General features: G+C 60.3%; 24 protein-coding genes and 3 pseudogenes. 18 read left to right on the top strand and 9 right to left on the bottom strand.

What is annotated here, in order from left to right; genetic code table 11:
- Positions 1-6 precede the first annotated feature (6 nt).
- The 3 genes from ACIQUI_RS16725 (at position 7) to ACIQUI_RS16715 (ending at position 3,251) form a co-directional block, all read left to right on the top strand.
- Positions 7-1,257 (top strand): lipoprotein-releasing ABC transporter permease subunit, encoded by a 1,251-nt coding sequence (locus ACIQUI_RS16725; RefSeq protein WP_403200522.1) that lies wholly within the window; start codon positions 7-9, stop codon positions 1,255-1,257.
- Positions 1,258-1,264: 7 nt separating this feature from the next.
- Complete coding sequence (gene lolD, locus ACIQUI_RS16720) at positions 1,265-1,948, top strand: lipoprotein-releasing ABC transporter ATP-binding protein LolD (protein ID WP_391132543.1); 684 nt, start codon at positions 1,265-1,267, stop codon at positions 1,946-1,948.
- 61 nt (positions 1,949-2,009) lie between these two features.
- Positions 2,010-3,251, top strand: coding sequence for a lipoprotein-releasing ABC transporter permease subunit (locus tag ACIQUI_RS16715; RefSeq protein WP_403200517.1), 1,242 nt, complete (start codon positions 2,010-2,012; stop codon positions 3,249-3,251).
- Positions 3,252-3,372: 121 nt separating this feature from the next.
- On the opposite strand, the gene ACIQUI_RS16710 is transcribed toward ACIQUI_RS16715, so the two are convergent.
- Together ACIQUI_RS16710 and cinR are read right to left on the bottom strand one after the other, a co-directional pair.
- Positions 3,373-4,722: a heavy metal sensor histidine kinase gene (locus ACIQUI_RS16710; RefSeq protein WP_403200514.1), complete on the bottom strand. Its 1,350-nt coding sequence runs from the start codon at positions 4,720-4,722 to the stop codon at positions 3,373-3,375.
- Complete coding sequence (gene cinR / locus ACIQUI_RS16705; RefSeq protein WP_403200512.1) at positions 4,722-5,402, bottom strand: two-component system response regulator CinR; 681 nt, start codon at positions 5,400-5,402, stop codon at positions 4,722-4,724. Before cinR ends, ACIQUI_RS16710 begins: the two co-directional genes overlap by 1 nt.
- A gap of 159 nt (positions 5,403-5,561) precedes the next feature.
- Between cinR and ACIQUI_RS16700 the strand changes: the two genes are divergently transcribed.
- Together ACIQUI_RS16700 and queF are read left to right on the top strand one after the other, a co-directional pair.
- Entirely contained in the window at positions 5,562-6,071 is a 510-nt protein-coding gene (locus ACIQUI_RS16700; protein ID WP_403200509.1) for a plastocyanin/azurin family copper-binding protein, read from the top strand.
- Between the two features lie 67 nt (positions 6,072-6,138).
- The gene (gene queF, locus ACIQUI_RS16695; protein WP_403200507.1) at positions 6,139-6,969 is read left to right on the top strand and encodes an NADPH-dependent 7-cyano-7-deazaguanine reductase QueF; all 831 of its coding nucleotides are present in this window, start codon (positions 6,139-6,141) and stop codon (positions 6,967-6,969) included.
- 143 nt (positions 6,970-7,112) lie between these two features.
- On the opposite strand, the gene ACIQUI_RS16690 is transcribed toward queF, so the two are convergent.
- Entirely contained in the window at positions 7,113-7,376 is a 264-nt protein-coding gene (locus ACIQUI_RS16690) for a DUF4404 family protein (protein ID WP_300023412.1), read from the bottom strand.
- Positions 7,377-7,498: 122 nt separating this feature from the next.
- Positions 7,499-8,065, bottom strand: a complete 567-nt coding sequence (locus tag ACIQUI_RS16685) for a phosphonoacetaldehyde phosphonohydrolase-related protein (protein ID WP_403200503.1) — start codon at positions 8,063-8,065, stop codon at positions 7,499-7,501.
- Positions 8,066-8,266: 201 nt separating this feature from the next.
- Here ACIQUI_RS16685 and ACIQUI_RS16680 point away from each other — a divergent pair, with 201 nt between their 5' ends.
- On the top strand, positions 8,267-8,974 hold the full coding sequence (locus ACIQUI_RS16680) for a VacJ family lipoprotein (RefSeq protein WP_284356465.1): 708 nt from the start codon (positions 8,267-8,269) through the stop codon (positions 8,972-8,974).
- A gap of 152 nt (positions 8,975-9,126) precedes the next feature.
- On the opposite strand, the gene ACIQUI_RS16675 is transcribed toward ACIQUI_RS16680, so the two are convergent.
- Complete coding sequence (locus tag ACIQUI_RS16675; RefSeq protein ID WP_403200500.1) at positions 9,127-9,426, bottom strand: PilZ domain-containing protein; 300 nt, start codon at positions 9,424-9,426, stop codon at positions 9,127-9,129.
- Between the two features lie 281 nt (positions 9,427-9,707).
- Between ACIQUI_RS16675 and rssB the strand changes: the two genes are divergently transcribed.
- Positions 9,708-10,889 carry a two-component system response regulator RssB gene (gene rssB / locus ACIQUI_RS16670; protein ID WP_403200687.1) on the top strand — a complete coding sequence of 394 codons (1,182 nt, stop codon included), beginning with the start codon at positions 9,708-9,710 and terminating at the stop codon, positions 10,887-10,889.
- Entirely contained in the window at positions 10,886-11,368 is a 483-nt protein-coding gene (gene rssC, locus ACIQUI_RS16665) for an anti-sigma factor antagonist RssC (RefSeq protein WP_019096598.1), read from the top strand. The genes rssB and rssC overlap by 4 nt, the downstream gene beginning before the upstream one ends.
- A gap of 12 nt (positions 11,369-11,380) precedes the next feature.
- Here rssC and ACIQUI_RS16660 read toward each other — a convergent pair whose 3' ends face one another.
- The 3 genes from ACIQUI_RS16660 to dusA form a co-directional block, all read right to left on the bottom strand.
- The gene (locus ACIQUI_RS16660) at positions 11,381-13,231 is read right to left on the bottom strand and encodes an alkaline phosphatase D family protein (RefSeq protein ID WP_403200498.1); all 1,851 of its coding nucleotides are present in this window, start codon (positions 13,229-13,231) and stop codon (positions 11,381-11,383) included.
- A 220-nt stretch (positions 13,232-13,451) separates the two neighbouring features.
- Positions 13,452-14,378, bottom strand: a complete 927-nt coding sequence (gene tal, locus ACIQUI_RS16655; RefSeq protein ID WP_391132523.1) for a transaldolase — start codon at positions 14,376-14,378, stop codon at positions 13,452-13,454.
- A 408-nt stretch (positions 14,379-14,786) separates the two neighbouring features.
- Positions 14,787-15,797, bottom strand: a complete 1,011-nt coding sequence (gene dusA / locus ACIQUI_RS16650) for a tRNA dihydrouridine(20/20a) synthase DusA (protein WP_403200495.1) — start codon at positions 15,795-15,797, stop codon at positions 14,787-14,789.
- A 102-nt stretch (positions 15,798-15,899) separates the two neighbouring features.
- On the opposite strand from dusA, the gene ACIQUI_RS16645 reads away from it, so the two are divergent.
- Entirely contained in the window at positions 15,900-17,021 is a 1,122-nt protein-coding gene (locus tag ACIQUI_RS16645; RefSeq protein WP_403200493.1) for a tyrosine-type recombinase/integrase, read from the top strand.
- 220 nt (positions 17,022-17,241) lie between these two features.
- Here ACIQUI_RS16645 and ACIQUI_RS16640 read toward each other — a convergent pair whose 3' ends face one another.
- On the bottom strand, positions 17,242-18,405 hold the full coding sequence (locus ACIQUI_RS16640) for a PIN domain-containing protein (RefSeq protein ID WP_403200490.1): 1,164 nt from the start codon (positions 18,403-18,405) through the stop codon (positions 17,242-17,244).
- 304 nt (positions 18,406-18,709) lie between these two features.
- Here ACIQUI_RS16640 and ACIQUI_RS16635 point away from each other — a divergent pair.
- From ACIQUI_RS16635 to ACIQUI_RS16595, 9 genes and pseudogenes are all read left to right on the top strand, one after another.
- Positions 18,710-19,648 (top strand): annotated as a pseudogene (locus ACIQUI_RS16635) (primase-helicase family protein); the annotation flags it as partial.
- 360 nt (positions 19,649-20,008) lie between these two features.
- On the top strand, positions 20,009-20,599 hold the full coding sequence (locus ACIQUI_RS16630; protein ID WP_403200488.1) for a hypothetical protein: 591 nt from the start codon (positions 20,009-20,011) through the stop codon (positions 20,597-20,599).
- A gap of 118 nt (positions 20,600-20,717) precedes the next feature.
- On the top strand, positions 20,718-21,065 hold the full coding sequence (locus tag ACIQUI_RS16625; RefSeq protein ID WP_125854740.1) for a phage holin family protein: 348 nt from the start codon (positions 20,718-20,720) through the stop codon (positions 21,063-21,065).
- A 221-nt stretch (positions 21,066-21,286) separates the two neighbouring features.
- On the top strand, positions 21,287-21,601 hold the full coding sequence (locus ACIQUI_RS16620; RefSeq protein ID WP_403200485.1) for a hypothetical protein: 315 nt from the start codon (positions 21,287-21,289) through the stop codon (positions 21,599-21,601).
- Between the two features lie 60 nt (positions 21,602-21,661).
- Complete coding sequence (locus ACIQUI_RS16615) at positions 21,662-22,255, top strand: terminase small subunit (RefSeq protein ID WP_403200483.1); 594 nt, start codon at positions 21,662-21,664, stop codon at positions 22,253-22,255.
- Between the two features lie 4 nt (positions 22,256-22,259).
- A complete protein-coding gene (locus tag ACIQUI_RS16610) occupies positions 22,260-23,393 on the top strand; it encodes a phage terminase large subunit family protein (protein WP_403200481.1) in 1,134 nt (377 codons plus the stop codon).
- Positions 23,390-23,737: a head decoration protein gene (locus tag ACIQUI_RS16605; protein WP_403200479.1), complete on the top strand. Its 348-nt coding sequence runs from the start codon at positions 23,390-23,392 to the stop codon at positions 23,735-23,737. The genes ACIQUI_RS16610 and ACIQUI_RS16605 overlap by 4 nt, the downstream gene beginning before the upstream one ends.
- A gap of 61 nt (positions 23,738-23,798) precedes the next feature.
- Positions 23,799-24,158 (top strand): annotated as a pseudogene (locus ACIQUI_RS16600) (major capsid protein); the annotation flags it as partial.
- Between the two features lie 19 nt (positions 24,159-24,177).
- Positions 24,178-24,297, top strand: a pseudogene (locus ACIQUI_RS16595) (phage tail protein); the annotation flags it as partial.
- Positions 24,298-24,374: the final 77 nt, after the last annotated feature.

The following is a 24,374-nucleotide window of genomic DNA, read 5'->3' as shown; positions in this document are numbered from 1 at the left end:
CCCGACATGTTCAGACCTCTTTTCGCATTCATCGGCACGCGTTATACCCGTGCCAAACGCCGTAATCACTTCGTCTCGTTCATTTCCCTGACCTCGATGATCGGCCTCGCCCTGGGCGTGGTGGTGATGATCGTGGTGCTGTCGGTGATGAACGGTTTCGACCATGAGATGCGCACCCGCGTGCTGGGCATGATCCCCCATGCCACGCTGGAGAGCGGTCAGCCGATTGGCAACTGGCCAGCCCTTGCCCAACAAGTAAAGCAGAATCCGCAGGTGGTGGCGGTAGCGCCGTTCACCCAGATGCAGGGCCTGCTGACCCATGACGGCAAGGTGCAGAAGGTGCTGCTCAACGGTATCGACCCGGCCCGCGAGCGTGAGGTGTCGATCATCGACAACTTCGTCCTGCAAGGGCGCCTCGACCAGATGGCGCCGGGCGAGTGGGGCATCATGATCGGCGACAAGGCCGCGGCCAAGCTGGGTGTGGCCATCGGCGACAAGCTCACCTTCGTCGCCCCCGAGGTCAGCGTGACCCCGGCCGGCATGTTCCCGCGCATGAAGCGCTTCACCGTGGTCGGTACCTTCCACGTGGGTGCGGGCGAGATCGATGGCTACCTGGGCCTGACCAACATCAGCGACCTGTCCCGCCTGCACCGCTGGAAGCCCGACCAGGTGCAGGGCCTGCGCCTGAAGTTCGATGACCTGTTCCAGGCGCCTCGGGTGGCCTGGAGCATCGCCCAGCAGCTGGGTGACCAGGAGTACTACAGCCGTGACTGGACCCGTACCCACGGCAACCTGTACCAGGCCATCCGCATGGAAAAGGCCATGATCGGCCTGCTGTTGCTGCTGATCGTGGCGGTGGCTGCGTTCAACATCATTTCCACCCTGGTGATGGTGGTCAACGACAAGCGTGGCGACATCGCCATCTTGCGCACGCTGGGCGCCACGCCCGGGCAGATCATGCTCATCTTCATGGTCCAGGGCACGGTGATCGGGGTGATCGGCACCCTGATCGGTGCCGTGGTCGGCATCCTTGCGGCGCTGAATGTCAGCGCCGCGATCGCCGGCATCGAGAAACTGATCGGGCACAAGTTCCTCAACGCCGACGTGTACTTCATTGATTACCTGCCGTCGCAGATCCAGGCCCCGGACGTGTACATGGTCTGCGGTGCGGCGCTGGTCCTGAGTTTCTTCGCCACCCTGTACCCGGCCTGGCGTGCGGCCCGCACCCAGCCTGCAGAGGCGCTACGTTATGAGTGAGTCGCGCATGAGTGATAAAGCCGTTCTGAGTTGCCGCAACCTGGGCAAGTCCTACGACGAGGGCCCGGAGTCGGTACAGGTGCTGTCCGGGCTCAACCTGGAGCTGCACGCCGGTGAGCGCATTGCCATCGTCGGCAGCTCGGGCTCTGGCAAGAGCACCTTGCTCAACCTGTTGGGCGGCCTCGACCGGCCAACACAGGGCAGCGTCTGGCTGGCGGGCGAAGAACTGTCGGCGCTGGGCGAACGTGCCCGCGGGCTGCTGCGCAACCGCGAGCTGGGCTTTGTCTACCAGTTCCACCACCTGTTGCCGGAGTTCACCGCCATCGAGAACGTGTGCATGCCGCTGCTGATCGGCCGCACGCCCATTCCCGAGGCGCGCGAGCGTGCCGAGGCACTGCTCAAGCGCGTGGGCCTGGGCCACCGCCTCAACCACAAGCCGGCCGAGCTGTCCGGTGGTGAGCGCCAGCGCGTGGCGATTGCCCGTGCGCTGGTCAACCGCCCCGGCCTGGTGATGCTCGACGAGCCAACCGGTAACCTCGACCACCATACCGCCCAAGGCATCCAGGAGCTGATGCGGGAGCTGTCCAGCGCATCGCGCACGGCGTTCCTGGTGGTCACCCATGACCTCAACCTGGCCCGGCAGATGGACCGTGTATTGAAGCTCGACGACGGCCACCTGGTGGCGATCTGATCGACTGCACGGGGTGGCAGGTGCCGCCCCGTTTTCCTGTTTTCTTTGGGTGATTCCGTACATGTTCAGACCCTTGCCCATCTTCATCGGCGCGCGCTATACCCGAGCCAAGCGCCGCAACCACTTCATCTCGTTCATTTCGATGACCTCGATGATCGGCCTGTCGCTGGGTGTGCTGGCGATGATCGTGGTGTTGTCGGTGATGAACGGCTTCCAGCGCGAAATGAGCTCGCGCATTCTCGGCCTGGTGCCGCATGCCGCCATCCTTGGCGTGCAGCCGCTAGACGACTGGCACAAGGTGGCCGACGTGGCCTTGCAGAACCCGGCGGTGATGGCGGCCGCGCCGATTACCGAAATGGAGGGGATGCTGTCGTACAAAGGTGCGATGCAGCCGATCCAGGTGGGCGGTATCGACCCGGCCGAAGAGGGCAAGGTCTCGATCGTTGGCCAGCACATTGTCCAGGGCCGCCTGCAGGACTTGCAGCCGGGTGAATTCGGTGTGGTCATCGGCGAGCTGACCGCTCGGCGCTTCCGCCTGAATACCGGCGACAAGCTGACCTTGATCGTGCCGGAAATCAGCAAGGAGCCGGGCGGTATCACCCCGCGCATGCAGCGCCTGACGGTGGTCGGTATCTTCAAGGTCGGCGCTGAGCTGGATGGTTCGCAGGCCTATATCCACGTCGCCGACGCCGGCGAGATGCAGCGCTGGGCGCCGGGCCAGGTGCAGGGTGTGCGCCTGAAGCTGCACGACCTGTATGCCGCGCCGCAGGTGTCCAAGGCCATTGCTGCCGGGTTGGGCGATGCCTATCGCGCCGATGACTGGTCGCACACCCAGGGCAGCCTGTTCAGTGCCATGAAAATGGAAAAGACCATGATCGGCCTGTTGCTGATGATGATCATCGCGGTGGCGGCGTTCAACATCATCGCCACCCTGGTGATGGTGGTGAACGACAAGGGGCCGGACATTGCCATCCTGCGCACCTTGGGGGCCACGCCAGCGCAGATCATGGGCACGTTCATGGTCCAGGGCAGCCTGATCGGTATTGTCGGCACGCTGATTGGTGGCGTGTTGGGTGTTATTGCAGCGTTCAATGTCAGCCAGATCGTCGGTTGGTTGGAGCGGGTGAGCGGGCAGCACATCTTTACCTCGGATGTGTACTTCGTCAGCAGCTTGCCGTCGCAGTTACAGTGGGGCGATGTGGTGATGATCTGCGCTGCAGGGTTGGTGATGAGCTTTTTGGCGACCATTTACCCGGCGTACCGGGCATCGCAGGTGCAGCCGGCGATTGGCCTGGCAGTTTGAGGTAGGTTCGAGGGCCTCATCGCCGGCAAGCCAGCTCCCACAGGTATCGCGCAGGCTCTGGGCCTGATGCAGTCCTGTGGGAGCTGGCTTGCCGGCGATGGGCTGCGGAGCAGCCCCAATTTCACCTGCCTTCGGCGAATTCGATCACAAACCGCGTCCAGCCCCTCTCACACTCGGCCCGAATACGCCCGCCATGGGCCTGCACGATGGACCGGGTAATCGCCAAACCCAACCCCGCATGCTCGCTACTGCCTTCCCGCCGCGCCGGGTCCACCCGATAAAAACGGTCAAACAATCGCGGTAGAGCAGCGGGATCGATGGCCGCCCCGGTGTTTGCCACACTGATACTCGGCCCAGGCCCCAGCGTCACCCGTATCTGCCCACCCGCCGGGGTAAAGCGCAGCGCGTTATCCAGCAGGTTGGACAGTGCCCGGCGCAGCATGTGCCGGTCACCGTCCAGCGCGGCTTCACCCTCACGAAGCATTTGCACGTCACTGTCCTCAGCCAGCGGCGCGTAGTACTCCAGCAACGCATCCACTTCTTCATGCAGCACCAACGGCGCATGCCCCGGCACCAGCAGGCCGTGGTCGGCCTTGGCCAGGAACAGCATGTCGTTGATCATCTGCGCCATCCATTGCAGCTCTTCGAGGTTGCCATGCAGCGCCTCGCGGTATTCCTCCAGGCTGCGTGGGCGGGTGAGGGTGACCTGAGTGTGGGTCAGCAGGTTGGACAGCGGCGTACGCAGCTCGTGGGCGATGTCGGCAGAAAACGCCGACAGGCGCTGGAAGGCATCGTCCAGGCGCTGGAGCATGGCATTCATGCTGCTGGCCAGCTCGGCCAGCTCTTCGGGCATTTGCGCCACCGGCAGGCGGGTGGTGAGCGAGCGTGCCGACACGCTGGCGGCCACCTGGCCCATCTGCCGCAAGGGGCGCAGCCCGCTGCGGGCAGCCCAGGCGCCGAGCAACGCGGTGACCAGTGCAGACAAACCGACCGTCAGCCAGATCAAGCGCTGCATGCCTTGCAGGAAGTGCTGGTGATGAGTGATGTCGAGGTACAGCGTGAGTTGCGGCGACGCTGTTGTGCCCTGCGCCAGGGGCACGGCCAGGCTGCGGTAGTCAGTGCCTGGGGCATGCAGGGTGGCCAGCCCGGCGCGCAGTGGGGGCAGCGGCAGCCCGGTACGGCTTTCGAACCAGGTGGCGCCATCGTTGCCACTGATGCGCAGGGCCAGGTCGGCCTGGTGGGTGAGTTCAGCGCGCAGGGCGGGCAGACGGGCCTGTAGCGCTTCAGGCGTGTTGATGCCTGCCAGCTGGGTACGCAGCAGCGACAGGCGCGAGTCCAGCAGTTGCTGGTCAAGCTCGACAAAGTGCTGCTCGCTGGCCCGGCTGAACAACAGGCCGGCGCCGAGCGAGACGGCGGCGGTGCAGGCGGCGAACAACAGGGCAAGGCGGCTGCCGAGGGAAACCCGACGCATTACTCGGTGCGCTCTTCAAGTACGTAGCCCATGCCGCGTACGGTGTGGATCAGCTTGTGGGGGTGCGGGTCGTCGATCTTCAGGCGCAGGCGGCGGATCGCCACTTCGATCACATTGGTGTCGCTGTCGAAGTTCATGTCCCATACCTGCGAGGCGATCAGCGATTTTGGCAGTACTTCGCCCTGGCGGCGCAGCAGCAGTTCGAGCAGGGCGAACTCTTTGGCTGTCAGGTCAATGCGCTGGCCAGCCCGTTCGGCGCGGCGGCGGATCAGGTCCAGCCGCAGGTCGGCCAGGCCCAGGGTAGTGTCCTGGCTGGGGCTGGTGCCACGGCGCAGCAGGCTGCGCACCCGGGCCAGCAGTTCGGAAAAGGCAAACGGCTTGACCAGGTAATCGTCGGCACCCAGTTCCAGGCCATGCACCCGGTCTTCGACGGCGTCACGGGCGGTAAGGAACAGTACCGGCGTATCCAGGCCGGCCTGGCGTACAGCTTGCAGGATTTGCCAGCCATCCCGGCCGGGCAGCATCACGTCGAGGATCAGCAGGTCATGGTCGCCGGTCAGGGCCAGAAACTGACCGGTCTCGCCATCGGCTGCCAGTTCGGTGGCAAAGCCGGCCTCGCTCAGGCCCTGGCTCAGGTACTGGCCGGTGCGGGCCTGGTCTTCGACGATCAGTAGTTTCATCAGGTGGTTTGACTCCAGCAGAGACCGAGTGATGCTGAAATGATACGTGACGAACTCCAGGGCCGCTCAAGCTGACAAAGTTGTAATCTGCCTGTCAGGTAGCTGCCAGTCGCCCCTGACTAATGTGGCTGCATCCCGTTGTATATTCCCGGAGTCATCATGAAACGCCTGTTCATCACCGCCGCTCTTGCCCTGGCCAGCCTGCCGGCGTTTGCCGGAGAGTCGCAAACCTTCGCTTTCGGTGAGCCAGCCCCGGCGGCCAAAGCCACCCGTACCGTAGACGTGGTGCTCAAGGACATTGCCTTCGAGCCCAGGAACCTACAGGTAAAAGCCGGCGAGACAGTGCGCTTCGTGTTGGTCAACGAGGGCAAGCTGCCCCACGAATTCAACCTGGGCGACAAAACCATGCACGCCGAACACCAGAAGGAAATGGTGGCCATGCAGGGCAAGCTGTTCACGGCGGGCATGGACCATGAAGGCATGGACCACGGCCAGATGATGGACCACGGTGGTGGTCATGGCCATGGCGGCGGCAATACCGTGCTGGTAATGCCCGGCCAGCGCGCCGAGCTGACCTGGACGTTCCGCAAGTCGGCGCCCATCGAGTTCGCCTGCAACGTACCGGGGCATTACCAGGCCGGCATGGTCGGGGCACTGACCATCGAGTGACTTGCGCTCCAAGGCAGGGTGCAAAACCGGTAGACTAGGGGCAATTCGAACCTCTAGGTCAGTTTCCATGCATCCTGCTGCCGAACATTCCCCGCTGGGCAAGTCCAGCGAATACATCGCCACCTACTCCCCGGAACAGCTGTTCCCGATCCCGCGTACCGCCAAGTGGGCCGAGCTGGGCGTCACCGCGCAGACTCTGCCCTGGCAGGGCGTGGATTACTGGAACTGCTTCGAACTGAGCTGGCTGCTGCCGTCGGGCAAGCCGGTGGTGGCGATCGGCGAGTTCGCCATCCCGGCTGATTCGCCGAACATCATCGAGTCCAAGTCGTTCAAGCTGTACCTCAACTCGCTGAACCAGACAGTATTTGCTTCGCAGGGCGAGTTGCAGGCTTGCCTTGAGAAAGACCTGTCTGCCGCCGCTGGCAAGCCGGTAGGTGTGAAGGTGCGCACCTTGGCCGAGGTCGAGGCCCAGGGCGTGACGGCTTTGCCGGGGCTGTGCATCGATGTGCTGGACGTGGCCATCAGCAACTACGAGCAACCGCAACCCGAACTGCTGCGTTGCAATGCTGAGCGGGTGGTGGAAGAAACCTTGCACAGCCACCTGCTGAAGTCGAACTGCCCGGTGACCGGCCAGCCGGACTGGGGTAGCGTGGTAGTCGAGTACAAGGGCAGGGCGCTGGACCATGCCAGCTTGCTGACCTACCTGATCAGCTTCCGCCAGCATGCCGACTTCCATGAACAGTGCGTGGAGCGCATTTACCTGGACTTGAAGAACCTGCTGCAGCCGGAGCACCTGACGGTGTATGCGCGGTATGTGCGCCGGGGTGGGCTGGATATCAACCCGTACCGGAGCACCGGGGCGATCAGCCCGGACAACAAGCGCCTGGTGCGCCAGTAAGGTTCAAGTACGCTGGGGGCGCTCTGCGCCCCTTTCGCGACACAAGGCCGCTCCCACAGGTACAGCGCAAGATCAGAGGTTTGCGCTGTACCTGTGGGAGCGGCCTTGTGTCGCGAAAGGGCTGCAAAGCAGCCCCGGCGATTTCAGATCCCCATGCTGTGCAACGAGTTGACGATGCTGCGCAGGGTCGCGGTTGCGTCCGGGTGATCAGCTTCGAAACGTTCGATTGCCAGATGGACGTTATCGACCAGGTTGTTGTCCGGCGTGGCTTCTTCAAGCTTCAGCTGCGCTTCGATCTGGCGCGCTTCTTCGTGCAACGCAACCAATTCCTCTTCCGAAAGCGGTACGTTGCGGTCCAGTTGCTCGCGCAAGTTGTTCAGGCGTTCTTGCAATTCGCGGGCAGGCATTGGCAGTTCTCCATCAATGGCTTGGCAAGCCATGGACCTCAGCGAAGCGGCAAAGGTTCTGGCCTGCCTTCAGCGTAATCCACCTGCCGCTGCTTTGCATGATCCGCGTCAACGCTGCTGTATCAGGGTTTTTCACCTTTGCGCCGGCGCTGGGCGATGTCCAGCAGGCAGGTGTCCAGTGCTTCGAGGTGGTCGATCACCGAGTGCACCCCCAGGCCGAACAGCTCCAGTGTCGCCTTGCCGCGGGCCAGGTCCTGTTCCTGCGGGGTCAGGGCTTGCCATTGCTGCGAACTACGGTCGCAGAACGGGCTGCAGGCAGCCAGGCCAACGGTCCACAACCCCGCATTGAGGCCTGATTGCAAAAGCCGCGGGTCACCGCTGACCAGCACACAGCCGTCCAGGCGTTCGCTGTCCAGGGTCATCAGCGCCTGCCAGCAAGCGTTGGGCGCTGGCCAACGTACGCCGTTGACGGAATGCCCCGGCAGCCAGTCGGGCAACACGTGGGCCAGGCGCCTGCTTTGGCTGGCGTTGAGGTCATCCAGCCAGATGCATGGCACCTGGCGCTGACGCAGGCTGGCGAGGGTAGCCAGGGCGCCGGGGGCGGGCGAGGGGGCGCCGCCATTGATGGCCTGTACCAGGCAGCCGCGCAAGCCGAACAGCACAGCAGTGAAGGCGGGTGCAGCGTCCATGGCAACTTCCCCCAAATAGTCCGCAGGCTATTCGCTGATTGTTACCGCTCTGTGACATCGACGGGTGAGCAACAGTTGTTCACAAAATATTGAGCAAAAATGTGTAAAGCTGTTTATCAGGCCGCAAGCCTCTATACTGCCGCCTTACCAGCAGCGCGCCCCGGTGCGTTTGCGGCCGAGAAATTCGATGGAGAAACATCTATGCGTAGGATCGGTGCCAGTGTGATCGAACGAGTCACCCAGGCCTGTGTCTGCGCCAGCATGCTGCTGGCGCCCGTGGCAGCCACCCAGGCAGCCACCGAGGAGGATCCCTGGGAAGCGGTCAACCGCCCGATCTTCCGTTTCAACGATACCCTCGACACCTATGCCCTGAAGCCATTGGCCAAGGGTTACCAGGCGGTTACTCCGCAGTTCCTTGAAGACGGTATCCACAACATCTTCCGCAACCTCGGTGATGTGACCAACCTGGCCAACGACCTGTTGCAGCTCAAGCCGCATGCGGCGGGCGTGGATACTGCGCGGTTGATCGTCAACACCACCTTCGGCCTGGGCGGTTTCTTCGACGTGGGCACCAGGATGGGCCTGCAGCGTAATGACGAGGACTTCGGCCAGACCCTGGGCTACTGGGGCGTGCCGAGCGGCCCTTACGTGGTCATCCCGTTGCTGGGGCCGAGCACGGTGCGTGATGGCGTGGCCAAGTACCCGGACACCTACACCAAACCCTACCGCTACATCGACCATGTGCCGACGCGCAACTCGATCTTTGCACTGGACGTGATCGACACCCGTGCCGACCTGCTGTCGGCCGAGAAGCTGATCCAGGGTGACAAGTACATCTTCATTCGCAACGCCTACCTGCAGAACCGCGAGTTCAAGGTGAAAGACGGCGAAGTCGAAGACGACTTCTGATCAAACGCGATCCTGCCCCCTGTAGGAGCGGCCTTGTGTCGCGATCGGGCCGCAACGCGGCCCCGGCAATCTTTGCGGCGAAGCTGAAATTTGGGGCCGCTTTGCGGCCCGATCGCGACACAAGGCCGCTCCTGCAGGTTTTGCGTGCGGCTTCAGTGCATGGCCAGAATCCGCAGCCCGAACTTCTGCTGCCCACCCGGCTGGTCGGCAATCCATACCACCTCGGTGCTGGCGTGCAGCCCTTTCAGTGCCGGGTGGTCGGAATCAATCTTCACTTCGATATGATCCCCCACCTTAAAGCGCTGCGGTGCCTGCACCTGCATACCGCTGCTGGACAGGTCCAGGCACACCGCCGCAATGACCTGGCCTTGATGCAACAGGTTCACCTCGGTGTCGATGCGCATGCGGATGAAATCGCGTTTCTCGCTGTGGCTGGAGGGCGTGTGGGGCATGCTGCATCCTTCCCATCGGGTTGCGCTGGTCCGCTTTCTTATAACTCCCGGTGATTTGCCCTGTAAAGAGCGGCGAGGTCGACCCTTGCATGCTTGAAACGCCTGCCAGATGGGAGTACCGTCTGCGCCTTACAAGGTAGCTCTCACAGTTGCCGCACAGTTGCCGGACAGGTGTTCTTGTCCTACAACTCAAGTAGAGCGTGACCACAAAGAATTCCCGTAGCTGGCCGTCTGCCTTGCTGACACCGCTGCACAAACCCAAATCGGCGCCGTTCGCCCACATGCAGAAAACCAGTGCAACGCTGCTGATTATCGATGACGACGACGTGGTCCGTGCGAGCCTCGCCGCCTATCTTGAAGACAGTGGCTTCAGCGTCCTCCAGGCCGGCAATGGCCAGCAGGGGCTTCAGGTCTTCGAAGAACACCAGCCCGACCTCGTGATCTGCGATCTGCGCATGCCGCAGATGGGCGGCCTCGAACTGATCCGTCAGGTCAGCGAGCGTGCGCCGCAGTTACCGGTGATCGTGGTGTCAGGTGCCGGCGTCATGAGTGATGCTGTCGAAGCCCTGCGCCTGGGTGCTGCGGACTACCTGATCAAGCCGCTTGAGGACCTGGCGGTGCTTGAGCATTCGGTGCGCCGCGCCCTCGACCGTTCGCGCCTGGTGCTGGAAAACCAGCGTTACCGCGACAAGCTCGAAGCGGCCAACCGCGAACTGGAGGCCAGCCTGCACCTGTTGCAGGAGGACCAGACCGCCGGTCGCCAGGTGCAGATGAACATGCTCCCGGAAAGCCCTTGGCTGGCGGGCGAGTTTGCCTTCGAGCATCAGATAATCCCGTCGTTGTACCTGTCAGGTGATTTTGTCGATTACTTCCGCGTGGACGACCGGCGCATTGCCTTCTACCTCGCCGATGTTTCCGGGCATGGCGCGTCGTCGGCATTTGTGACCGTGCTGTTGAAATTCATGACCACACGGCTCATGTTCGAGCTCAAACGCAGCAAGATGCGCGAGTTCAAGCCGTCGGAAGTGCTCAGCCATATCAATCGCGGGCTGATCAACAGCAAGCTGGGCAAGCACGTCACCATGGTCGGCGGGGTGATCGACGAAGAGTCTGGCCTGCTGACCTACGCGGTGGGTGGTCACTTGCCGCTGCCGGTGCTGCACACCCCGGAGCACACCCGCTACCTGGAAGGCCGTGGCCTGCCGGTGGGGCTGTTCGACGAGGCTACCTACCAGGACCTGGTGGTGGAGCTGCCGCCGCAGTTCAGCCTTACCCTGATGTCCGATGGCATTCTGGACCTTTTGCCGGGGCACACGCTCAAAGATAAAGAAACCGCCTTGCCGGAAATCGTCAAGGCAGCAGGTGGCAGCCTGGATGGGCTGCGTCAACGATTTGGATTGGCTACGCTTGGGGAGATGCCGGATGATATCGCCCTATTGGTGTTGAGCAGGAACCTTCAATGAGTACCGGTAGAATCCAGTTCGCCGAGCAGAGTGGCACCTTCGTACTGAAGTTCGTCGGTGAAGTGCGCCTGACCCTGTGTTCGGCGCTGGATGCAACGATCGAGAAGATCTTCACCGCGTTGAACTTCTCGGCGATCGTCATCGACCTGACCGAGACCGAGAGTATCGACAGCACCACCTTGGGGCTGCTGGCCAAGTTGTCGATCCTTTCACGGCAGAAGGTAGGCCTGTTGCCGACCGTGGTGACCACCAACCCGGATATTTCCCGGTTGTTGCAGTCCATGGGCTTCGATCAGGTGTTCAACATCGTCGATCGTCCAATTCCGTGCCCTGAATGCCTTACCGACTTACCGTCGCAGGACCAGAATGAAGACGTGGTGCGCTCCAAGGTGCTGGAAGCGCACAAGATTCTCATGGGCCTGAACGACTCCAACCGTGAAGCGTTCCACGACCTGGTGAGCGCGCTGGAGCGCAGCTGACCAGTTGCCCGGCTACTGCCTGCCAACGAATTCGGTCGCTTCAGCACCGCCGGCATCCAGCTGGTACACCCGCGCCGGCCGCCCTTGTTCATCAAAGAACACCTGGCCCAACCCTGCGCCATTCCACAAACGCTCCCCAGCCTTGCTGTGGCTGGGCGTACGCGGCACTACCTCCATCTCCCGGCGCTTGGTAAACCAGTTCAGCGGTGAGCGTGGCGCATACAGCCAGCGGTTGAGGCGGTCGAGCACATCCAGCAACCGCCGCGGAAACTCGTTCTTGATGCCGCTGCTGGTCACCTGCCACAAGTGCGGGCTGCGCTGGCCGTGGCGGATCAGCACTTCATAGACGAACGAATAATGCACATCCCCGGACAGCACCACGTAGTGCCCCGGTGTGCGCGAGTGGCGGAAGATGTTGAGTATGACCTGCGCCGCACCCCGGTGGGCCATCCAGTTCTCGGCATCCACCAGCAGCGGGTAGCCCAGCCAGCTGAACACTTTCTGCACTGTTTCGATCAGCTTCACGCCAAAGATCGGAGCGGGTGACACGATAACCGCCGAAGGGTGGTCAAGCAGTGCTTGCTGCAACTCGCTGAGTGCCTCCCAGTCGAGCAGGCCGGACGGCTTGGCGAGGCTGTTTTCACTGCGCCAGCGGCGCGTGCGGGTGTCCAGCACCAGCAAGGGCGGGTTGGTGGGCAAGTTGAACTGCCAGCCTTGAAAACGCAGCAGTTCGCCTATCAGTTCATCCTGGTTCTGGCTGTTCGATATCTGGCATTGGCCGATTAGTGGCGCACAGCCGTCAGGATCGTTACCCCAGGCCTGGCACAGCAGGTAGCCGAGCAAGGCATTGCCAATGATCCGTCGAGAGAACGGATGGCCGTAGGTGGTTTGTTCCCACTGTGCCGAGAGGTTCCAGTCGTCGGTGATGTCGTGGTCGTCGAAGATCATCAGGCAAGGCAGGTGGGCCATCACCCGCGCCACCTGCCCGAGGTTGTCGGCAAACGCCTGGATCAGTGGCAATTCCTGCTGGTAACGGGCCTGGCGCTGGTCGGTGAGGCCGCTGGGCATGTCCATGTCCACTAGCTGCCAAGGCACTGGCGACCAGACCAGCAGGTACATGGCCATCACCTCGGCGAAGGTCACAAGATGGTTGTCGGCGTTGCTGGAAGAGAAAATCGGCTTGCGCTTGCCACCAAAAAAGCGCTCGCGCAGGGTTTCATTGTGTTCCTGCGCCGGCAGCAGGTCGGCGCGGTGGTAGTAGCTGGCCTGGTGCTGGTACAGCGCCTGGCTGTCGGGCACTACAGCGCCTTCCAGTTGCTCGTCGAACAGGCCCAGGTGTGCGATCAGGCCATGAATTGCACGCAGCATGGGGCCGGCGACATCGTCGGCGTACACCTGGTCGCCGGTCATCAATAGCACGGCCGGGCGCTGTTCAGGTCGCTCGCAGGCCAGCAGAAGGCGGTCGGCGCACAACAGGCCATCGGCGGCGGGGTGGTGCGGCTTGCGGCAGGAGCCGTGCAGCAAATGGTCAAGGCGGTCGCGCAATACCAGGCTTGGGCGTTGGGTGCCGGGGTAGAGCAAGTGAGGCGCCCAGCCGGCGATGCCTTCACCGTTGATGATCAGGTCGTAGTCGAGCAGCTGGTTGCAGGGCAGGGGATTGGTGAAGTGGATATCAAGCAGGTGGATGAAGGCGTGCTTGCCGACCGGGATAACCTGGCAATCGACCTGAGCCTGGCTGGCCGGGCAGGTGAATTCAGGTTGCAGCGGTTGGGTAGCGACCAGCCAGACGGCCAGGCGCTGGGGTTCCAGGCGGCGCAGTACCGGGCCGGTGAGTACTAGGGGTAGGGGTGCGGAGGAGGTCATCGACAGCTCTGAGGGCTAACTGGCCCCATCGCCGGCAAGCCAGCTCCCACAGGTACAGCGCCCTTCTCAAGAGCTGTGCAGTACCGGTGGGAGCTGGCTTGCCAGCGATAGGGCCACTGAATTCAAAAAACTGCTAAAGCCTGGCACTTGCAGGGAGCCAGACAAAAAACGGGCGGAAAATGCTGAACACTTCCCGCCCGTCCGGCAAACCTGAAATGTATCAGGCCTTTTCAGCCATCACCTTCTCCAGCTTTTCCTGGTCCCGCGCAAACTGGCGGATGCCTTCGGCCAGCTTCTCGGTACCCATGGCATCTTCGTTCATCGCCCAGCGGAACTGGCTTTCACTCAGCTGCTGCTTGGCCTCGCCAGCATTGCCCGGCTTCAGCACCCGCGGCAATTCACCTTGGTCATCGCTCAGTTGCTGTAGCAGTTCGGGGCTGATGGTGAGGCGGTCGCAACCGGCCAACTGTTCAATCTGGCCGATATTGCGGAAGCTGGCGCCCATGACCACGGTGTTGTAACCATTGGCCTTGTAGTAGTTGTAAATGCGCGTGACCGACTGCACACCCGGGTCCTCGGCGCCAACGTATTCCTGGCCGGTGCTCTTCTTGTACCAGTCGTAGATGCGGCCCACGAACGGCGAAATCAGGAACACCCCGGCATCGGCACAGGCCTGGGCCTGGGCGAAAGAGAACAGCAGGGTGAGGTTGGTCTGAATGCCTTCTTTCTCCAGCTTTTCGGCCGCACGGATACCTTCCCAGGTAGAGGCCAGCTTGATCAGCACACGGTCGCGGCCAACGCCGGCCGCTTCGTACAGTTCGATCAGCTTGCGTGCCTTGGCCAGCAGGGCCGGCTCATCGAACGACAGCCGTGCATCCACCTCGGTGGAGATACGCCCCGGAATGACCTTGAGGATGCCCGACCCCACTGCCACTGCGAACTTGTCGCAGGCCAGATCGACATTGCCCTTGGCATCAGCCTTCACCTGCTTGAGCAAGTCGGCGTAGCCCGGGATGGCGGCGGCCTTCAGCAGCAGCGACGGGTTGGTGGTGGCATCCACCGGTTTCAGGCGGGTGATGGCGTCCAGGTCCCCGGTGTCGGCGACCACGGTGGTGAACTGCTTGAGTTGTTCCAGCTTGGAGGTCATGGGCGTGCTCTGTCCTGTGCATTTACTCGACATTACCCGAGCCCCGACGGCCGCTCAAGGGCCTGTAGGCGCGGGCCCGCCCACGAAGGGCGGTGCGAAGGTGAAGATTCGAGTCGCCAGTGGTCATGAGGTTCCGCAACTGCATGCATGGGCGGTTGTGGATGCCGCACCCTTTCGGCTTGGGATCACCTGCCTTGCTCAATTGCTTGAAGCTGGCGCGGTCTCTGTGGGAGCCGCGCTTGCCGGCGATGGGCCGCGAAGCGGCCCCGGCAATTTATGCAACAACCTTGAAATCCTGGGGCCGCTTCGCAGCCCATCGCCGGCAAGCGCGGCTCCCACAGAATCTCCACATACCTGACCTGGACGATATCTTGCGGGGGGGCAATCATTGTAACCAGTCCACCTGGATCACCGCCCTTGCAACAACTCCACCGCCTGGTCAAACACCGCCAACGGCTGCGCCGCCTTGTGAATATCTGCCGACAGCAACTGGCGGAACCGCCGCGCACCCTTGAAACCTTGGGCCAGCCCCAGAATGTGCCGGGTAACGTGGTGCATGGCGCCACCGCTTTGCATATGCGCAACAATATAAGGCCGCAGTTGTGCCAGCGCTTCACTACGGCTGACCACCGGTGCATCGCTGCCAAACAGCTGCTGGTCCACCTCGGCCAGCAGGTAAGGGTTGTGATACGCCTCACGCCCCAGCATCACGCCGTCAAACGTTTCAAGGTGCGCCTGGCACTCGTCCAGGGTCTTGATCCCGCCGTTGAGCACGATTTCCAGGTCCGGGAAGTCTGCCTTCAACTGCGCCGCCACGTCATAGCGCAGTGGCGGGATCTCGCGGTTTTCCTTCGGCGAAAGCCCTTCCAGAATGGCGATGCGCGCATGCACGGTAAAACTGCGGCAGCCTGCCTCGCGCACCTGCCCGACGAAGTCGCACAGTTCGGCATAGCTGTCACGGCCATTGATGCCGATGCGGTGCTTGACCGTCACCGGAGTCGACACCGCGTCACGCATGGCCTTCACGCAATCGGCCACCAGCGCCGGGTGCGCCATCAGGCAGGCGCCGATCATATTGTTCTGCACTCGGTCACTCGGGCAGCCGACATTGAGGTTGACCTCGTCGTAGCCTGCGTCCTCGGCCAGGCGTGCGCAGGCCGCCAGGTCGGCAGGCACGCTGCCGCCCAGTTGCAGCGCCAACGGGTGCTCGGAGGCATCGTGGCGCAGGAAACGGTGGGCGTCGTTGTGCAGCAGGGCACCGGTGGTGACCATTTCGGTGTAGAGCAGGGTCTGCTTGGAGAGAAGGCGCAGGAAGAACCGGCAGTGGCGGTCTGTCCAGTCCATCATGGGTGCAACGCTGAAGCGACGTGACGGATCAGGGCGCGTGGTTTGTGGCTTTGCTGCTGATTCTAGGGGCATTCTGGTCTACGCATTTTGTACCATTTTTCGGGGTTTCTGGGCGTTTTTGGTGCGACAGGGGCCGGTCTACCACCGCCAGCCACGCTTGTACCGCCGGAAATCATGGCAACGATTAGAGCAAGGAAAAAGGCCGATGGAACGGTTAGCTATACCGTCCAGATCCGCCTCAAGAAAAAGGGTGTCCTAGTCTACCAAGAGTCCCAGACATTCGCCCGCAAGCAGGCTGCTCAAGCCTGGGCGAAGCGACGGGAGACCGAGTTGGCAGAGCCAGGCGCGATCGAACGCGCCAACAGTGGTGGGCACGCAGTCAAGGACATGATCGATCGCTATCTGGTAGAAGCCGAGAAAGCCCGGCCACTGGGTAAGACAAAGCGGCAGACCCTCTTGGCTATCAAGAACAGTTACCTCGGCGAAGTGGTCGACTCGGACATCTCTCAGCAGGTGTTGGTGGACTATGCCCTATGGCGTATGAGCCTTGAAGGCGGTGGCATCAAGCCGCAGACAGCCGGCAATGATCTGGCTCACCTCGGTTCAGTGTTGTCGCTGGCCAGGGCAGCGTGGGAGTACGAGATCAACCCCCAGGCTATGCCCGATGCACGCCTTGTCCTGAAGCGCCTCGGCTACAACATGAAAAGCCGGGAGCGGGATCGCCGGCCAACGCTTGAAGAGCTCGACAAGGTGCTTGAGCACTTTTTCGAGATGCTTGCACGGCGTCCGACAGTCATTCACATGCCCAAGGTCGTGGCGTTTGCCATCTTCTCCACGCGCCGTATGGACGAGATTGCGCGCATCTTGTGGGAAGATCTGGATGAGCACCGCCAAGCGGTGAAGGTGCGGGACATGAAGAACCCAGGTCAGAAGATCGGCAACGACGTGTGGTGCCATCTGCCGGAGGAGGCGTGGGCCATTGTGCACAGCATGCCGCGTCAGTGCGCTGAGATCTTCCCTTACAACACCGACTCGATCGGCACGGCCTGGTCCAGGGCGTGCAAGATGGTTGGCGTGGAGGACCTGCATTTTCACGATCTGCGCCACGAAGGTGTGAGCAGGTTGTTCGAAATGGATTGGGATATCCCGCGCGTCTCGAGCGTTTCCGGTCATCGGGACTGGAACCCGCTGCGGCGTTACACACATCTTAGAGGGCGTGGCGATCGATACATGGAGTGGGGTTGGTTGGAGCGGATCATCCAAGCCCCAGTCACTCTAGGCGCCCGGGTTGAGTAGCTGGTTGGGGTATCCGCAGATTTGACCATCCCTTGTACTCGTCTTGAAGAGAAGGTTGCATCTGCCCCTAAGCGTAACACCGCTCTGGGTCGATCCGACTGGCAGGAGGGGCCGCTTTCTACCTTTAGCTGCCTTTAGCGGCGGGCAGTTAATGGCCAGAGCGGATATCTCCGCCTGACCAACGCTTCAGAATCGCTAGCAATCTTTCGGCTGCGGCAGGCTAGCTCTCAAGTCGCTCAAGAGTTAAGAAGCTTTCTTCGAGTTTTTTCCCCGCTTGATAGTCATAGTCGGTAATAGAGAACTCGAAGTTTCGACAGAAGTTAAAGTCGTGAAATTTGATTTCCCAGAAATCTTCATCAGTGTAGTTCAGGCTCTTCATGGCGGCTACCACGGCATCGTGAAATACAAACTCAGTGTCGCTCGTGTTGAACATGAATGAATTAATATCAAAGCTACAATTCATCTGGATTTGTGCAAGGCCTATGATCTCTAAATACCCACCTTCAATATCCGCCTGTTGGGTGTCGAGCTCTTTGATGCTGATTATTATATCTTTTGTGCTGGTTGGAGTTATGAAAAAGCTACCATAAATCTCAGAATTATAAAAACCGCTACCAATAGATGTTATAAGGAAGTTTTCAATTTCCACATAATTCCAAGGCGAATCGCCACTAGTTAGCTTCATGTTCTGTGATAAGATCGACGACAGTGCATCGATTGTCTCTATAACATAGACAGACTTCATGTCTAAGCTTTCACTTACAGGAATAAGCTCTCTTTTGCCACTGAGGCTACTGGGACCACAAAAGTCCTTGACGTTTTTTGATAAAACCACTGTGATATCTTGTGGGTCTAGGTGTTCTCTTATGGATTCAATTATAAGAAAATCTTTGTATCCTACTTCGGTTTTGTCTGGCCTAAAGGGTGGCGTGCCGTCATACATTTTTTTTACAACAGTTCTGTGGCATATGCTCGGGTAGGAGATTTTTTCGATTTGGTTATTTTTTATAAAACCATCTAACTTTGGTTTGTAGTATTTTGAAAGATCAGCAAGCCCAGTCATGAGTTCGTCGTGGTCAAACTCCGTTTTTTTTATGTTTACTAGAATTTTTTTGTATTTTTCTATATTGGCGACGATAGCGGCATGAGCTTCGTTTGAGTGTTTCTTATAATTACTGAGGCATTCATCGTATACAATATCGGGCAGTATCAGCTTTAGCTTGTAATAGTCTTTGATCTTTATAAGTTTAGTAGTGTCATGCGAGTTGAGATTGTAATCTTTCACTAGGAAATTGGTATCAACTACTATATTTCTTATGTCCAAAAATCTTCTCCCAGCATCAGAATGTCTAGTTGTAACAAGCGAGGTGTTTTTCGCGCTCAAAAACTGTCTTGCATTTTTATCCTAAATGAGGGCAAATTGCCACTTCGTATGAGCTAGATGGTCGCTTTTGGTCGACGTTTTTCATTTGTAAATGGAATTTATGGGTCGAAATCGGTCGCTATCACGTAATGGATTGGGGCATTTCCGACGTTCTGATCCAGCCGACTTGGGGGGCGATAGCCGCCGATCATAAGCGGCCATCGGCGCAAGATAGCCAAGGCGTACTCGGCTGGGTTTAAGGGTTGGATGCAGACAGATGTCCCGCGCGTACGGCTGGCACTGATCTAGTAGGATGCAATCTCCGTACCCGCTGCAGCACATGGGCGCAAAGATGGATACCGCCGTGTTGTTCCACTCCACGATGGAAGGTTCCGGCAAGAGCTTGCTGTTCGCGGACATCATGGGCGAGCTATACGGCCGGTACGGCGCAACGGTCGGTCAAACCCAGCTCGAAGGCAACTTCAACGCCTGGCAGAGCGGGAAGCTGTGGGCGGTGTTCGAAGAGGTTGTCAGTCGCGACCAGCGCTACAACCAGGTGGGCAAGATCAAGCACATGATCACCGGCAAGACGGTGCGCATGGAGTCGAAGTTCATCAACGGCTGGGAAGAAGCCAACCACATGAACTCGGTCTTCTTGAGCAACGAGATCATGCCTTGGCCGATCAGCGAGAGCGACCGGCGAATGTTGGTGATGTGGCCGCTGGAGACGTTGCCGCCCGAGCGGCAGAAAGCGATTGCCCGTGAGTTGGCCAGCGGTGGCGTCGAGGCGCTGTATGGCTGGTTGTTAGACGTCGAGCTGGGTGAGTTCACCCAGCGCACACGCCCACCAGAGACCGAGGCCCGCCAGCGTTTAGTCGAGCTGAGTCGCACGGCCTGGCAGACCTTCTTCTACCTCTGGCGAGCCGGCGAGCTGGGGCACGGCCTGTGGGGCTGCTGCCTGACCTCGGACGTCTACGCGATGTTCTTGGAATGGTGTTCCCACAACAAGGAGAACTCCATGAGCCACACCAAGTTCTCGTTGATGTTCAGTGCGAAGGTGGAGAAGACCCGGGCCATCCCCTGGTCAGACGGCAGCAACCGACGGTTCGCGGCGTTTTTCTTCCCCAGTGACGGCGATCCTTCCCTGCCCCCATCCGCAGTAGCGGCCGAGCTGGGCAAGAACGTCGTCGAATGGCGTGCCCGGGCAAAGCTGGCTGGGTGGAATGTGGACGGCTGGGATCACATCAAGAGGCTCGCTGCATGATTACGTCGGCAAGTGTGTCGGGTGTGTTGGGTTTGTGTTGGGTTGGTTTAGGTAAGCCAACACAGGTTAGAGCCCCTAATTCCGAGGTGTGGATGGCATGTGTGTTGGGTGTGTTGGGTTTGCGCACGCGCGCGCGCAGGCGCGCTTTTTTTAACAGTTATTCCGAAGGTGAGAAAAATCCCTATGCGAGCCTCGATAAACCCAACACACCCAACACACTCAACTCATATTCGCTTAATCCATTGAATTCATTGGCTTTCGAGTGTGTTGGGTTTGTGTTGGGTTTGACTAAATGCGTGTTGGGTAGTGATCGGGAGGCTGGCGATGAGGAATGATCAAGTTTTGCGCCTACAGCAGCAGATGGACCTCGCACTGCATCGCATGGATATGGCTGCGCTCATCGACCAGGCCGAGCGCCTGCGTCTGATTGGCGATCTGATGAAGCATTGGGGGGACCAGCGTTCTCAGCTTGGGCTGGAGGCCAGCTTGGGTAGCCAGATGGGCACCATCATGGAATGGAAGGGCTCAGCGCCACGCGGCGGCTCGTCAGGTTCGCGCATCTTGGTCTCGGGTGCAGGTCTCGACCACGCTGCGGCTGAAGTTGACGCGGCAGTGGCCCAGCTGGAGCGGCGCGATGCGCGGGGGGCCACGTTGGCCAAGCTGGCTCACCATCGATACCTCTTCGGCACAACGGTGCGGATACAAATGCGCGAAGTCGGGCTGGCTGAGGATGCTGATCGCACCTACCGGAACTGGGTAAAGGCCCTGCACCTGCAGGTATTTGCCATCCTGGCCGCTCGCGCTGGGCGAGTGAGGCAGCAGACCGTTCGTCGGGTCAGTATGCGCCGAGTGTGCGCCGAAGATGCGCCGAAGCGGAGAACCGTAAATAGGCTCTTTTCGGTTTTTCCGGTGGCATGTACAAAGGCGTCACGATATGAAAAGTGCGCTTAGGCGCTTCCTCCACAAGCACTGTGCTGTGCAACCTGCTCCGACCTGTCGGAGCATCGAGAACCCTGCCACCCGGCGGGGTTTTCTATTTCCGGCACCGTGTTTTGCCAATGAGGCTTACATGAACAGCGAGCAACAAACGTTAGCCGAACTGCCGATCTGGATGGTGATCGTGCTGTCCTTGGTCGGCGGTGTTTCGGGAGAGATGTGGCGGGCGGACATGGCGGGCGCTCGCGGCTGGGGGCTGATCCGTCGGTTGGCGTTGCGCTCTGGTGCCTGTGTGACCTGCGGGCTTTCGACCAATATGCTGCTGTACGCCCTCGGCGTTTCGGTATGGGCAGCGGCGGCCGTTGGTTGCTTGGCTGCGATGGCCGGCGCCGATGTTGCTATCAACCTCTACATGCGTTGGGCAGCGAAGCGCCTAGGGCTCGAGCAGGCGCCGCCCCAGGCTGGCGAGCCGGGGCAGTGAGCCAACCGGTAGCCCCAGCGGAGGGGGGGGACCCTGGCGACATGGCCGGGGTACGGGACAGGAAACCCGCTCCGCTTTGTTAGCGAGTGCTTCGGCAGCTTACTGAAATTTCAGTGGGTAAAAGTTGAAATGGCGGATTGAAATTTCTGCACCAGTTATAGCTTTCCGACGAGTGGTGGGTATGGTTTCATGCCAGTTCTATTTTTGACTGTGAGATTCAAATGACCGACTACGCCCACGTCCAGAGCATTTCCTTGCAAGCCATCAAAGTATTCCAAGAGCTGCATGACGGGGCTGTGCTTTCTGGCGGCCCCTTGACGGCACCTGGTTCAGCTGGGTTCGTTATCGATTGTAAGAAAACCCATCATCGGCTGCTTGTTACTACCTTGGATCGAGAACCAGGTAAGTGCGCTCTCGTACTGGCCGATCTGAATGATCCTAATGCAGAAGTGAACACCCCTTTCGAGGTGCTGCCTTTGGTAGAAGTGAGTGTCCTCACCCTGGTCAACCTTATGGAGACCAAGTTCGCGAAGTAACCCGCTTGACCCTACAGGGTGGGGCGGTATTCACGCCCCCTCTAGCCGCGCGGTTAAAAAATGGTTCATACCAAATATCTTTCCAAGAGCGCATTCGCCGCTCGTATAGGTAAATCTCCCAGCTACGTAACGTGGTTGAAGGACCACAACCGTCTCGTGATGGCTCCAGACGGAAAGCAGGTAGATGTAGTCGCCACGGAATCTCTCATTAGAGAAACCGCTGATCCCAGCAAGGCTGCGGTTGCCGCTCGACACGAACAAAACCGAGTCGAGCGGGATGTCCGCAGCCAGCTTGATCCAGTTGCCCAGGTCCATGCGCTGCAGCCTGTGGCCCCTGCGGCCGGCACAGGCCCGGACTTTCAGAAGGCGAGGGCGCATCGCGAATACTACCTGGCCCAACTTGCCGAGGCTGAGTTCAACAAAGTTCAAGGCAACCTGGTAGAGCGCAGGTTTGTGGAGGATGCAGCCTTCGCCGCTGGCCGCACCCTTCGAGACCTTGTGTTTGGTCTTGCGCCACAGCTCGCTGCCGAGCTGTCGGGTATGAGCGATTCCTGGGAAATCGAAAAGCACCTTACGGGCGCATTTCGCCAAGTCTTTGAAGATGCGGCGAAGATGAGCGGCGCCGATCTTGAACAAGCCATGACACAGAGCTGAGCCTATGCCCACCGGATACGCGGACGGTGCGAAGGTGTACCGCGAAGCGTATGGCCGTGGGCTCAAGCCCGACCCCGAGTTGTGGGTGGATGAATGGTCTGACGAGTACATGCGGATTCCGCGTGATACCGGTGCAGCCGAGCCCGGCAAATACCGCACGGCGCGAACACCGTACGCCCGAGAACCCATGCGCTGCCTATCACCTGCGCACCCCTGCAAGCGCGTCATCACCATGGTCGCCTCGCAGCTCATGAAAACGCAGATCGCCCTGAACTGGATTGGGGCGCTGATCCACATGTCGCCCTCCAACATTCTGACCTTGCTGCCGAGCTTGGCTCTATGTGGCGCTCACCGGGTAGTGATGGCGTCGAACGCCATCCTGATGATCCATAACCCCTACACCTGGGCTGGTGGTAATGCGGAAGAGCTGCGTCGAGTAGCCGATGTGCTCGATCAGGCTTTCGAGGTGATCATTGCGGCCTACAAGGCGAAGGCGCCCGGCATTGATGAAGCCGAGTTGCGCCGCATGGTCAACGACGAAACGTGGCTCACTGCTCAAGAGGCGCTTGAGCTGGGGTTAGCGGATGAAGTCGGAAATGGCCTGCAGGTTCGGGCCTGTCTAGGCCAAGGCACTGCCATGGCGCGGTATCGGAAGACCCCAAAGGCGCTGCTGGACCAGTTGGCAAGTAACTCGCAGCCGCCGGTAGATGGCCCAGCAACGCCTTCCGAACCTCCGGCTCCAGACCCTGCTGACGCCACAGCGCTGGCCTTGATGATCACCCAGGCATGCGCGAAAGCAGGAATCGGCAATCTGGTGGAGTCACTAATTGCGTCGACCAAGCTGACCAGCCCGGCCACGGTGCAAGCTGCACTGAAGCGTGCCAAGGACGTTCATGGCTTGTGTGTTCCCGCTCGCCTGCCGGAGCTGACCGCTGAATTTGTGACGGCTGGACTGGAGCCCGATGCGGTGCGGGCGCGGTTGTTTGAAAAGGTTGTTGGCTCAGGAAAGGGAATCGAGATCGACAACAGCCTACCACCGGCTGACGACGAGCCGGAGAAGGTCAAGGCGCAACTCCCCAATCCATCCAGTATCTGGGCTGCCCGTCGGCAGGCCGCCAATAAAGGAGCACGACCATGAGCACCATCCTTCAGGAACCGGTTCACGCCGGTGAGTTCCTGCTTTCCGAAGGTCCGGGCAAGATTTCCCGCGAAGCCATCGACGTAGCCCCCGGGCCGGGCTTGATTGCGGGCCAGCTGCTCGGTTTGGTTACCGCAACCAGCCAATTCACGGCGTATGACCCCGAAGCCGAGGACGGCAGCGAGAAGGCCGTTTGCATTCTGTATGCCGCTCTCGGCGAGTCCGACACGGTTCGCCGTGGTCGAGCTGTTGTGCGGCTGGCGGAGGTCAGCGAGGCCTTGCTGACTGGCGTTGACGCCGATGCCGAGCAGGCTCTGGCAGCGCACTTCATCATCCTGCGCTGACCTGCAGTTTTTCTATTCCACACCCCGCCCTGAGCGGGGCTCTTACTTTCTGGAGTACCTCATGGCTGAGATTGCCATTTTTCAAGACGATGCATTCGGCGTTGCTGCTCTGACCGCTGCCATCAACGATCAGGAATACGTGCCCGGCCGCCTGGCTGCTCTCGGTCTTTTCCAGGAGGAGGGCGTTGCGACCCTCACCGTGCAGATTGAAAAGGACGGCGATACGCTCGCTCTGGTGCCTGCTGGGGAGCGTGGCACTTCTGGCCTGGTGGTTGGCGGTAGCAAGCGCACCCTGATCCCTTTCAACACCGTTCACCTGCCGCAGCGTTTCGCGATCAAGGCGGACGAGATTCAGGGTATCCGCGCTTTCGGCACACTGACCGAGCTGCAGGCGGTACAGGATGTGGTGAACAAACGCTTGCCTGGCGTCAATGTGGTTGACGGGCTATGGCGAGGTACTGGGCGACTGGTGCCTCGTAAGCGTGGAGGAGGAACAGAGCAACCTGCTGGCAGGTGGCATCCCACGAAAACAAGGCTTTACCCTAATGCCAGTCAGTTAAGCTGACTGGCATTTTCATTTTCGGGTCGGATATTTTGCGGGTCGTTGCTTCACTACTCTTGGGAACCAACGATCAGG

Origin of the sequence: Pseudomonas sp. NPDC090592 (genome assembly GCF_044769185.1) — a bacterium.
Classification (GTDB): domain Bacteria; phylum Pseudomonadota; class Gammaproteobacteria; order Pseudomonadales; family Pseudomonadaceae; genus Aquipseudomonas.
Note: the sequence above shows the minus strand (reverse complement) of the source record. Positions and strands in the feature narration are given on the sequence as shown.

Bases quoted from the DNA above. Each gene is read 5' to 3' on its own strand.
- ACIQUI_RS16725 (WP_403200522.1), top strand. From the start codon at position 7: ATGTTCAGACCTCTTTTCGCATTCATCGGCACGCGTTATACCCGTGCC.
- lolD (WP_391132543.1), top strand. From the start codon at position 1,265: ATGAGTGATAAAGCCGTTCTGAGTTGCCGCAACCTGGGCAAGTCCTAC.
- ACIQUI_RS16715 (WP_403200517.1), top strand. From the start codon at position 2,010: ATGTTCAGACCCTTGCCCATCTTCATCGGCGCGCGCTATACCCGAGCC.
- ACIQUI_RS16710 (WP_403200514.1), bottom strand. From the start codon at position 4,722: ATGCGTCGGGTTTCCCTCGGCAGCCGCCTTGCCCTGTTGTTCGCCGCC.
- cinR (WP_403200512.1), bottom strand. From the start codon at position 5,402: ATGAAACTACTGATCGTCGAAGACCAGGCCCGCACCGGCCAGTACCTG.
- ACIQUI_RS16700 (WP_403200509.1), top strand. From the start codon at position 5,562: ATGAAACGCCTGTTCATCACCGCCGCTCTTGCCCTGGCCAGCCTGCCG.
- queF (WP_403200507.1), top strand. From the start codon at position 6,139: ATGCATCCTGCTGCCGAACATTCCCCGCTGGGCAAGTCCAGCGAATAC.
- ACIQUI_RS16690 (WP_300023412.1), bottom strand. From the start codon at position 7,376: ATGCCTGCCCGCGAATTGCAAGAACGCCTGAACAACTTGCGCGAGCAA.
- ACIQUI_RS16685 (WP_403200503.1), bottom strand. From the start codon at position 8,065: ATGGACGCTGCACCCGCCTTCACTGCTGTGCTGTTCGGCTTGCGCGGC.
- ACIQUI_RS16680 (WP_284356465.1), top strand. From the start codon at position 8,267: ATGCGTAGGATCGGTGCCAGTGTGATCGAACGAGTCACCCAGGCCTGT.
- ACIQUI_RS16675 (WP_403200500.1), bottom strand. From the start codon at position 9,426: ATGCCCCACACGCCCTCCAGCCACAGCGAGAAACGCGATTTCATCCGC.
- rssB (WP_403200687.1), top strand. From the start codon at position 9,708: ATGCAGAAAACCAGTGCAACGCTGCTGATTATCGATGACGACGACGTG.
- rssC (WP_019096598.1), top strand. From the start codon at position 10,886: ATGAGTACCGGTAGAATCCAGTTCGCCGAGCAGAGTGGCACCTTCGTA.
- ACIQUI_RS16660 (WP_403200498.1), bottom strand. From the start codon at position 13,231: ATGACCTCCTCCGCACCCCTACCCCTAGTACTCACCGGCCCGGTACTG.
- tal (WP_391132523.1), bottom strand. From the start codon at position 14,378: ATGACCTCCAAGCTGGAACAACTCAAGCAGTTCACCACCGTGGTCGCC.
- dusA (WP_403200495.1), bottom strand. From the start codon at position 15,797: ATGCCCCTAGAATCAGCAGCAAAGCCACAAACCACGCGCCCTGATCCG.
- ACIQUI_RS16645 (WP_403200493.1), top strand. From the start codon at position 15,900: ATGGCAACGATTAGAGCAAGGAAAAAGGCCGATGGAACGGTTAGCTAT.
- ACIQUI_RS16630 (WP_403200488.1), top strand. From the start codon at position 20,009: ATGGACCTCGCACTGCATCGCATGGATATGGCTGCGCTCATCGACCAG.
- ACIQUI_RS16625 (WP_125854740.1), top strand. From the start codon at position 20,718: ATGAACAGCGAGCAACAAACGTTAGCCGAACTGCCGATCTGGATGGTG.
- ACIQUI_RS16620 (WP_403200485.1), top strand. From the start codon at position 21,287: ATGACCGACTACGCCCACGTCCAGAGCATTTCCTTGCAAGCCATCAAA.
- ACIQUI_RS16615 (WP_403200483.1), top strand. From the start codon at position 21,662: ATGGTTCATACCAAATATCTTTCCAAGAGCGCATTCGCCGCTCGTATA.
- ACIQUI_RS16610 (WP_403200481.1), top strand. From the start codon at position 22,260: ATGCCCACCGGATACGCGGACGGTGCGAAGGTGTACCGCGAAGCGTAT.
- ACIQUI_RS16605 (WP_403200479.1), top strand. From the start codon at position 23,390: ATGAGCACCATCCTTCAGGAACCGGTTCACGCCGGTGAGTTCCTGCTT.